The organism is Actinophytocola sp., from assembly GCF_045807065.1.
Classification (GTDB): Bacteria; Actinomycetota; Actinomycetes; order Mycobacteriales; family Pseudonocardiaceae; genus Actinophytocola.
Genome location: NZ_JBJMIE010000348.1, coordinates 1 through 9428 on the forward strand (window position 1 = coordinate 1; position 9428 = coordinate 9428).

Genomic DNA, 9428 nt, shown 5'->3' on the forward strand with positions numbered 1-9428 from the left:
CAGACTATTCGGTGATGCGCAGTGTGCGCACGATCATCTCGCAGGCCGAGGAAACTTCCGCCGCGCGGTCGCCGGAGTTCTTCCGCTGGCAACCGACGCTGACCTGGGTGTTGCGGTGGAAGACGACGTACCAGTCGACGGTGGCGTCCTTGTTGGGCAGCACCTGCCGGTAGTGGATGACGGCACGGCCGGCGTAGTCGGCGTCCTCGTCGAAGTCGGAGAAGGTGTCACCGGCCGCTTTGAAGTCGTCACGCAGCTTGCCCACCGCGCGGTCCCGGTCGGCGTCGCTGTCGAAGGAGAGGCGGGCCTGTTGCACCAGGACCAGGTCGTCACCGCTCTGCGCGTCGGCGGGCTTGACCTCGGTGCGGAGCTGGGTGGGGTCACCGCCGGTCTGCAGCCAGCCGGTGGGGAGGGTGAACTGGTACTCGTACTGCGCGATCAGCCGCCCCCTGACCTCGCCGGTGGTCGTCACCGGCGTGGCACCCGAGCGCGGCTCGTTGCCACTGGTGAGCACGACGACCAGCACGATGGCGATGGCCGCGGCGAGCGTGGCGGCCCCGGTGAGCAGCAACGCGGACCGTCGCTTCGTGTTACCGACCGCCGGGGTGGGCGGCAACGCGGGCAACGGCCGCGGCGGCGGCGCGAGCCGGGGACGCGGCGGTAACGGCCGGCTCACCGGTGCGCGAGCGGTCTCGGGCACGGTGAGGTCGCCGGTGCTCTCGCCGCTGCCGGCCACGGCCCGCAGCGCTCCCCTCGCGACCACGGTCTCCGGTTGGTCCAGCGAGGTGGGCATGACCCCGCAGTGCTTGTGAACCAGTTGCGAGACAAGCGGAATCCGGCTCGACCCGCCGACGAGGAAGATCCCCGCGAGGTCGGTGGGCCTGAGCCCGGCCTCGCGAATGGTGGCGGCGGTGAGTTCGGCCGCCCGGTCGATGTGCGGCGTGATCAGCCGCTCAAGGTCGGCCCGCGTGAGATGTACGTCGGGAAAGGGTGGCGGCATGGGCACGTCGGTGTAGTTGTGCCGCGAGAGGGTCTCCTTGGCACCGCGGACGTCCTGGTGGATGACGCGCCGCCGACGCCGGTCGGGCAGCTCCCGCCCCTCGACGAGCGCGTGCCAGGCCTGCTCGTCGGTGCTGGACACGAGCGCGCCGACGTGCTCGAGCAGGATCTGGTCGATGTCCGCGCCACCGAAGGTGGGATCCCCATGCGTGGCGAGCGGCCGGTTGGCCCGCACGACGGACACGTCGACCGTCCCACCCCCGAGATCGAGCACGGCAACGGGCCGCTCCCGCTGCGCCCCGGGAAAGCTGGCAGCGTAGAAGACCGCGGCGGCAACGGGTTCCGGCACGAGCACAACCCGCGCGGCGAGCCCGTTACCGGCCTGCCGAAGCACCCGGGTGCGGATGGCCCCCCACTCGGCCGGATGAGTCAGCACGAGCTGGTCGACCGCCTGCCCACCGACCCGCTGCCCCTCCGCCACCGCCCGGGAGAGCACCGCCCGGATGACGTCCCGAACCTTGAACACGGACGCACCGAGCAGAAGCTCGGTCTCGTCGATCCGCCGCTTGGGATGCGGCTCGTACCGGGAAGGATCGACAGCCGCCTGCCGATCAGCCTCCTGCCCCACGAAGAGCGTCCCGTCATCACCGGCATAAACCGCCGAAGACATAAGCGGCCCACCATCGACGACGACAACCTGAGGCTCCCGCCCACGCACCCCCACGGCGATGCACGTACTGGACGTCCCGAAGTCGACCGCCACCCGCAGTGTCATCCACACCCCCGGTAACCATCGCGAGCCCCAGCCTGATGGTAGGGGTCAGCACCGAGCCACGCGTCGGCCGTAGGAGGGGACCGGCCAATCGGTGGCAAGGGATCACACAATCGACGGAATCCGCCACCCGTTGAACGCGCCGTAACGAGCGGTCAGGGCGGACGCAGAAGGGACCGAAGCAGAAGACCGCAGCGAGCCCCTACCTCGAGGGAAGGCAGAGCCCTACCTCGGGGAAGGCAGGAGAGGAGTGGGCGGAGAGGAGGGAGGAGGGGCGGTGGCGGGAGTACTGGTGGCAGGAGCGGGAGCGGCGGCAGGAGGAGCAAGAGAGGGAGCGGCAGCAGAAGCGGCAGCAGCGGCATCGACGGCAGCGGCGGCAGCGGCGACGGCGGCGGCAGCAGCGGCAGCAGCGGCGGCAGCAGCAGGAGCAGGAGCAGGAGCAGCGGCGGCAGCAGGAGCAAGAGAGGGAGCGGCGGAAACGGCAGCAGGAGTGGCAGCGACGGTGGCAGCGGAAGCGACGGAAGCGGCGGTGGCAGCGGAAGCGGCGGAAGCGAGAGTGCCGATGGCAGCGGCAGGAGCGGAAGCGGCAGGAGCGGAAGCGGCAGGAGCGGAAGCATTAGAGGCAAGAGAGGAAGAGGGCACGACAAACACCGGGCAGCAAGAAGCGGCCATAGCCAAACCAACCTCAAGCAAAAGCCACGCCCAACCCCACCACCAACCTCAAACTCGCCCCGCCCAACTCACCCCACCTACCAACCCCGCGCCACACCCCTCCCCCCGCCCCCGGAAACCCCCGAACCCCGGAATCCCGGAACCCCAGCACCCCGGAATCCCAAACACACGACAATCACATCTCCGGCGGAATCCACCCAACCTGAATCAACTGCTGCCCAGCCTTGCGAGTAACCAACATCCCCCGCCCAGGCGGCATGGCCGACGGCCGAACGTTCCCGATGAGAGCCCCCTCGTCGCGAGACCCGGCCCCCTGCAACCCAGGTGTGGCGATCTCCTTCAGCTTCCCCAGCACCGGGTCGTACATGGCCCGCCCGGCACCGCCGGTGCGCCGCACGACGATCACGTGCAGGCCGACGTCCTTGGCCTGCGGGATGAACTCCGACAACGGCGTCAACGGGTTGGTGCCCTGTGGACAGACCAGGTCGTAGTCGTCGCAGATGACGAACAGTTCCGGGCCCTTCCACCACGAGCGGTTGCGCAGCTGCTCCTGGGTCACGTCCGGCCCGGGCAGGCGTTTGCGCATCGACCCGCTGATCTCCTTCATCATGCCGGTCAGCTGCTGGTTGGAGACCGCGTAGCCGAGCAGCTGGTCGCTCTTGACGAAGCCGAGCATCGTGCGGCGGTAGTCGATCAGGAGGATCAGGGCCTCCTTCTTCGTGTACCGCTCGGTGATGCCCTGCACGATCACGCGCAGCAGGTTCGTCTTGCCGGACTCGCCGTCGATCAGGGCGTAGAAGTGCGGGTCCGCGTCGAAGTCCAGGTACACCGGTGCCAGCTCGTCCTCGTTGACACCGATGGGAACGAGCTTCGTGCCGCGTTGGCCGTCCTGGGCCAGCAGGTCCTCGTACGGCAGCTGCTCGGGAAGCAGCCGGACCTGCGGTGCGCGGCGGCCCCGCCACGCGCCGTTGATCTTGGCGATGGCGTCCTGCACGCCGTTCGCCACGTCCTCGTCGTTGCTGGAGCCGTCGATGCGGGGCAGGCCCACCAGGAAATGCAGCTTGTCCCGGGAGAGACCGCGGCCCGGGTGGCCCTCCGGGACGTTCACCGCCACCCGACGGTCCACTTCGGACTCGCTCGGGTCACCGAGGCGCAGCTCGAAACGAGTGCCCAGCAGGTCCTTCATCGCGGGCCGGATCTCCGCCCACCGGTTCGCCGTGATGATCACGTGCACGCCGTAGGACAGACCCTGCGCGGCGATGTTGAGCACCTGCGGCTCGACCGCCTCGAACTCCTGCCGGAAGTTCATCCAGCCGTCGATGATCAGGAACACGTCGCCCCACGGGTCCTCCCGCAGCTCACCGCGGCGCTTGCGGTTGCGGAAGTCGGTCATGGAGTCGATGGAGTGGTCCCGGAACAGCTCCTCGCGCGCGGCCATCACGCCGGTCACCTCGGCCACGATGCGGCGGATCTTGTCCGGCTCCAGCCGGCCCGCGACGCCACCGACGTGCGGCAGCCCCTGCAGCGTGCCGAGCGTGCCACCACCACGGTCGACGCAGTAGAACTGCACCTCCTCGGCGGTGTGCGTCAGCGCCATCGACATCACCAGCGTGCGCAGCATCATCGACTTGCCGGACTGGGGACCACCCGCGATCGCCGCGTGGCCGGCGGCACCGGAGAAGTCCGCCCACAGCAGGTCGCGGCGCTGCTCGAACGGCTTGTCGATCAGGCCGAGCGGCGGTTGCAGGCGGCCGTTGCCGAAGAACCCGGCCGGCGAGAGCCCGCGGTCCTCGGTCGGCTGCAGCGGCGGCAGCAGCGTGTCCAGCGAGTTCGGCGTGTCGAGCGGCGGCAGCCACACCTCGTGCGCCGGCGGACCCTGGCCGACCAGCCGGCCCACGATGACGTCCAGCTCGCTCGGCTCGGTCGGCGCGCTGCTCTCCGGCCGCGGCGCCTCGGCCACGAACTCGAGCGGCTTCTCCGGCTCCTTCGGGATCTCGATGAAGTCCGGCACGAACAGCTTCGCGCGGCGGTCGCCGGAGATCGGCGCGGCCGGCCCCGCGGTCTGGATGCCGGCGGGCCGGTACGGGCCGGACACGTACGCCGCCTTGAACCGGACCATCGTGGACGTGTCGTACTTCAGGTAGCCGGAACCCGGGATCGACGGCAGCTCGAACGCGTCCGGCACACCGATCGCCGCACGGGACTCGGCCGCGGAGAACGTCTTCAGACCGATCCGGTAGGACAGGTGGGAGTCCAGACCACGCAGCTTGCCCTCCTCCAGGCGCTGCGAGGCCAGCAGCATGTGCATCTGGAGCGACCGGCCCAGACGCCCGATCGCGACGAACAGGTCGATGAAGTCCGGCTTGGCCGACAGCAGCTCGGAGAACTCGTCGACCACGATGAACAGCGCGGGCAGCGGGTCGAGGTCGGCGCCGTTCTCGCGGGCCTTCTCGTACTCCCACACGTTCTTGAAGTTGCCGCCGTTCTTCAGCGCCTCCTGCCGCCGGTTCATCTCACCGGCGAGCGCGTCCTTCATGCGGTCGACCAGGATCAGCTGGTCCTGCAGGTTGGTGATGACCGCGGCGACGTGCGGTGACGAGTCGAGACCGAGGAACGTCGCACCACCCTTGAAGTCGACCAGTACGAAGTTGAGGTTGGTCGACGAGTGCGTGGCCAGCATGCCCAGCACCAGGGTGCGCAGGAACTCGGACTTGCCGGAACCGGTGGCGCCGATGCACAGGCCGTGCGGGCCCATGCCCTCCATGGCCGCTTCCTTGATGTCCAGCTCGACCGGCTGCCCGAACTCGCCGACCCCGAACGGCACCCGGTACCGGTCGCGGATCGGGCGGGGCCGCCACGCCTGCTGCACGTCGAACGTCATCGGGTCGCCGGGGATGCCCAGCAGTTCCAGCAGCGTCGGGTTGGACAGCAGCGGCTCCTCGCCGCCGTCATCCGCCGCCGCGGCTCCCAACCGGTACGGGGCGAGCTTGCGGGCCAGCGCCTCCGCCTCGGCCACCGTCATCGTGTCCGGGTTGGCGAACCACTCCACGCCGGACGCGCTGCGGGCGCCCAGGCGGTCCTCCTCGACCACGAGCCGCAGGCCGCGGCGGGCGGTGAGGTTGCCGAGGCTGTCGGACAGGTCCATCAGCGTGACGCCGACGAGCCCCTCCTCCAGGATGATCTGCTCCTCGCGCGTGACCTCGCCGTCGTCGATGACGATCACGACCTGCGGCTGGTCGGGCTGCGGCGGCGCGTTGCGGGTGAACCGCTGCCGGTCGCGCAGCTCCTCGTCCAGCCAGTCCTCCACCTGCGCGAGCGAGCCGGCCATCATCCGCATCTGGCCGATGCCGTCGACCATCGTCGGGTGCTGCACGTGCGGCAGCCACTTCGCCCACTCCCACTCGGCCTTCGCGCGGCCCGAGGTGACGACGGCGATCAGCACGTCGTCGGGCGTGTGGAACGTCACGAGCTGGGCGAGCAGCGCCCTGGCCAGGCCGCGGGTCAGCTCCTTGTCGCCGGAGAGGCCCACGGCCGCGAAGCCGCGGATGGCGATCTGGATCGGCAGCTCGGGCACGATCGAGTGCGCGCGCACGAACCGGCGCAGCGCCAGCGTGGCGATCGGCTCCAGCTCGTCGACCGGGCCGGTCTGCGGTGGCACGAGCCGGGTCGCGAGCCGCTGCGAACCGCGGCCGGCACGCAGGTGGCAGAAGTCGGGGTCGGACTGGCGGCGCTCCCACATGCGGCGGCTGGTGGCCATCGACCACAGCGCCTGCGGGTCGGGGTGCACCCACTCCAGCGCCGCGCGCTGGTCGAGCGAGGCCTCCCGGGCGCGGTCACGCATCTGGCCGAGGTACCGCAGGTAGTCCTTGCGGTCCTCGTTCATCTCGGCCTTCTTCTGGCCGCCCCCACGGTTCTGGCCGAACATGCCGACCATCGAGAACATCATCATCATGGGGAACAGCAGCGTCACCGGGTTGCGACCGACGGCGCCGCCCGCGGTGAACATCAGGGCCATCATGCCGAGCATCGCGATGACCATCACGACCGGCATGAGCTTCATCAGGATGTTGCCGGGGATGACGCGGGGTACCTCGGGCGGCGGCTCGAGGTGCACCTCGCCGCCCGGCTGCCGCGGCGCGGCGAGCCGAGGTGAACGCTTGAACTGAAGCGTGCTCACGACAACCCCTCGCCGGCTCGGTGTTGCCGCTCGCGGTCGCCCTGTGTTCGATTGTGCGCTCCGCAAGCTCCGCTCACGAGAACTACCCCTCACCTGGTCCGGAACCCCTTATTGCCGGAACCCGCGCACGCGCGCGCACCGGCAAGGCCATACTAGGGGCCGCCCCCGACAACGAGGGGTGGTTATGAAGAGACGACTGGTGAGCGGGGGTCGAGGGTGGCAACCGGTACGACTGTGTTCAGCCGGGTGACGGTGGTCGCGCCGAGAACACGCATCGACGTCGCGCTCCCGGCCGGTGTCGCGGTGGCCGACCTGCTGCCGATGCTGCTGGAGATGGCCAAGGAGGTCACGCCGGACGGCGGCGCGCGGCACGGCGGCTGGTGCCTCGCCAAGCTGGGTGATTCCCCGCTCGACCCGAGCCGCACCCTCGCCTCGCTGGGCATCGTCGACGGTGAGCTGTTACAGCTGCGCAAGCGGGCCGAGAACCCGCCGCCGCCCCTGTACGACGACGTCGTCGACGCCATCGCCGAGTCCACCCCGGACAGCTACCGGCCCTGGACCAAGCAGACCGCGAACCGCATCGGCTACATCGCGGGCGCGCTCGCGCTGGTCCTCGCGGCGATCACCGTGCTGATGACCGGTCCGCTCTTCGGTGGGGACGCCCTGCCCGCCGCGATCGCCGCCGGCGCGGCCGCGATCGTGTGCGTCGCGGTCGGCGCCACCATCGCCCGCGGCTACCAGGCGGAGACGGCCGGCGTGCTGATCGCCGCCGCCGGCGGGCTGCCGATGGCGTTCGTGGCCGGCCTCTACATCGTGCCCGGCGAGACCGGGCGGGCCAGCCTGCTGCTCGCGTGCGCGCTGGTGCTGATCGTGGCGTCCGGGTCGATCATGCTGATCGGCGCCGGCGTCACCGTGTTCGTCGCGGCCGGGTCCGCCGCGCTCGTCGGCGTCATCGCGTTCACCATCGGCACCCTGATCGCGCACCCCGCGCCGGGCATCGCGGCCGGCACCGCCGCGGTCTCGCTCGCCGCGCTGTCCGTGCTGCCCCGGGTGACGATCCAGCTGGCCAGGCTGCCGCTGCCGAACGTGCCGGGCAGCGCCGAGGACCTCAAGGAGGACAGCGGCTTCCCGGACTACCGGTCCATCGAGCGCCGCGCCGGCCTCGCGCACGAGTACATGACCGGCATGATCGTCGGCCTCGGCACGACGACCGCGATCTCGGCCGTCATCACCGCGAGCAAGGGCGACATCTGGGCCGTCCTGACGGCCATCTCCGCCACGCTGGTGCTGCTGCTGCGCGCCCGCACGTACGCCAACGGCAGCCAGGCCATCGCGCTGCTCGCCACCGGCATGTTCTCCGCCGCCGGGGTCATGATCGGCTGGCTGATCACGGCCGACTCGTTCGACCGGCTGCTGTGGGTGTTCGGCTCGCTCGTGCTGATCGCGGCCGCGGCGCTGGTGCTCGGCGTGATCTTCCCGGAGCAGCGGTTCTCGCCGCCGCTGCGGCGCACGGTGGAGATCATCGAGGCCGTGTGCATCGCGGTGATGCTGCCGCTCGCGCTCGCCGTCATGAACCTGTACGGCGCACTGCGGCACGTGAACATCCTGCCCTCGAGCTGAGGAGACCTCCCATGGCCGTCTCCCGAACCGCTCGGGTCATGTCCGTGCTCGCCGCCACCTCGCTGGCGTTCGCGCCGGCGATACCGGCGGCGGCGCAGCCCTCGTCGACGTCGTCCCAGCCGCCTTCGTCGGGGTCGTCCGAGCCGCCGCCCTCATCGTCGTCCCAGCCGCCGTCGTCGACGTCGTCCCAGCCCTCGTCCACGGCACCCGCGGGGAGCATGGCGACCCCGCCGCCGCTCCCGGCGAACTACCCGCCGCCGGACGACGACGGCCAGCCGGACCGCGACTACCAGCTGAGCAGGGCGTGCGTCACCTCGTCCGACCGGTCCACGAAGCTACCCGGCAAGCCGTGGGGCCAGGACCGGCTCCGCTTCGACGAGATCGCGCGGTTCGGGTACACCGGTCAGGGGCAGCGGGTCGCGGTCATCGACACGGGCGTCTCCCCGCACTCCTACCTGGCGGGCCGGCTGACCGGCGGAGGTGACTACGTCCAGCGGGGCGGCGACGGGCTCCAGGACTGCGACGGGCACGGCACCGAGGTCGCCGGCATCATCGCGGCCAAGCCGACCGACCCCGAGATCGGCTTCCGCGGCATCGCGCCGGACGCCCAGATCGTCAGCATCCGGCAGTCCAGCGGGAACTTCGAGTTCAAGGACCAGGCGAGCAACCAGACCTTCAATGCCGGCAACCTCACCACGCTGGCCAAGGCCATCGTCCGGGCCGCGAACGCCGGCGTCGGCGTGATCAACATGTCGGTGGACTCCTGCCGGCCCACCTCGGCCGGCGCGATCACCGAGCCGGAGAAGGGTGTGCAGGCGGCGCTGCGGTACGCCGTGGAGGAGAAGAACGTGGTGGTGGTCGCCTCGGCCGGCAACCTGCCGGAGGGCGACTGCAAGGAGCAGAACAGCGCGGACCCGCTGAACCCGACGTGGCTGGTGATCCCGCCGTGGTTCTCCGACTACGTGCTGTCCGTCGCGGCCGTGCAGCGGGACGGCCAGGTCGCGCAGTTCTCGATCAACGGGCCGTGGGTCAGCGTCGCCGCGCCCGGCACCGAGATCATCTCCCTCGACCCGGCGAGGACGGACGGCGGGCTCGTGAACCAGACCATGGACGAGAAGGGCAGCGCCCAGCAGATCCAGGGCACCTCGTTCGCGGCGCCCTACGTGGCCGGGCTGGCCGCGCTGGTGC

The 9428-nt window shown here is 70.6% G+C and carries 4 protein-coding genes; 2 read left to right on the top strand and 2 right to left on the bottom strand.

Going from position 1 to position 9428, the window contains the following annotated elements:
• Window positions 1–4: 4 nt before the first annotated feature.
• Both ACJ73U_RS20300 and eccCa read right to left on the bottom strand, forming a co-directional pair.
• Window positions 5–1774: a type VII secretion-associated protein gene (locus ACJ73U_RS20300; RefSeq protein WP_407779231.1), complete on the bottom strand. Its 1770-nt coding sequence runs from the start codon at window positions 1772–1774 to the stop codon at window positions 5–7.
• An 844-nt stretch (window positions 1775–2618) separates the two neighbouring features.
• Window positions 2619–6620, bottom strand: coding sequence for a type VII secretion protein EccCa (gene eccCa / locus ACJ73U_RS20305; protein WP_407779232.1), 4002 nt, complete (start codon window positions 6618–6620; stop codon window positions 2619–2621).
• Window positions 6621–6836: 216 nt separating this feature from the next.
• Here eccCa and eccD point away from each other — a divergent pair, with 216 nt between their 5' ends.
• Both eccD and ACJ73U_RS20315 read left to right on the top strand, forming a co-directional pair.
• Window positions 6837–8240, top strand: a complete 1404-nt coding sequence (gene eccD / locus ACJ73U_RS20310) for a type VII secretion integral membrane protein EccD (protein WP_407779233.1) — start codon at window positions 6837–6839, stop codon at window positions 8238–8240.
• A gap of 11 nt (window positions 8241–8251) precedes the next feature.
• The coding region (locus ACJ73U_RS20315) for a S8 family serine peptidase (RefSeq protein WP_407779234.1) at window positions 8252–9428 on the top strand (1177 nt) is incomplete at its 3' end.

Coding starts and splice junctions, on each gene's coding strand:
- ACJ73U_RS20300 (WP_407779231.1), bottom strand. CDS start 1,774: ATGACACTGCGGGTGGCGGTCGACTTCGGGACGTCCAGTACGTGCATC.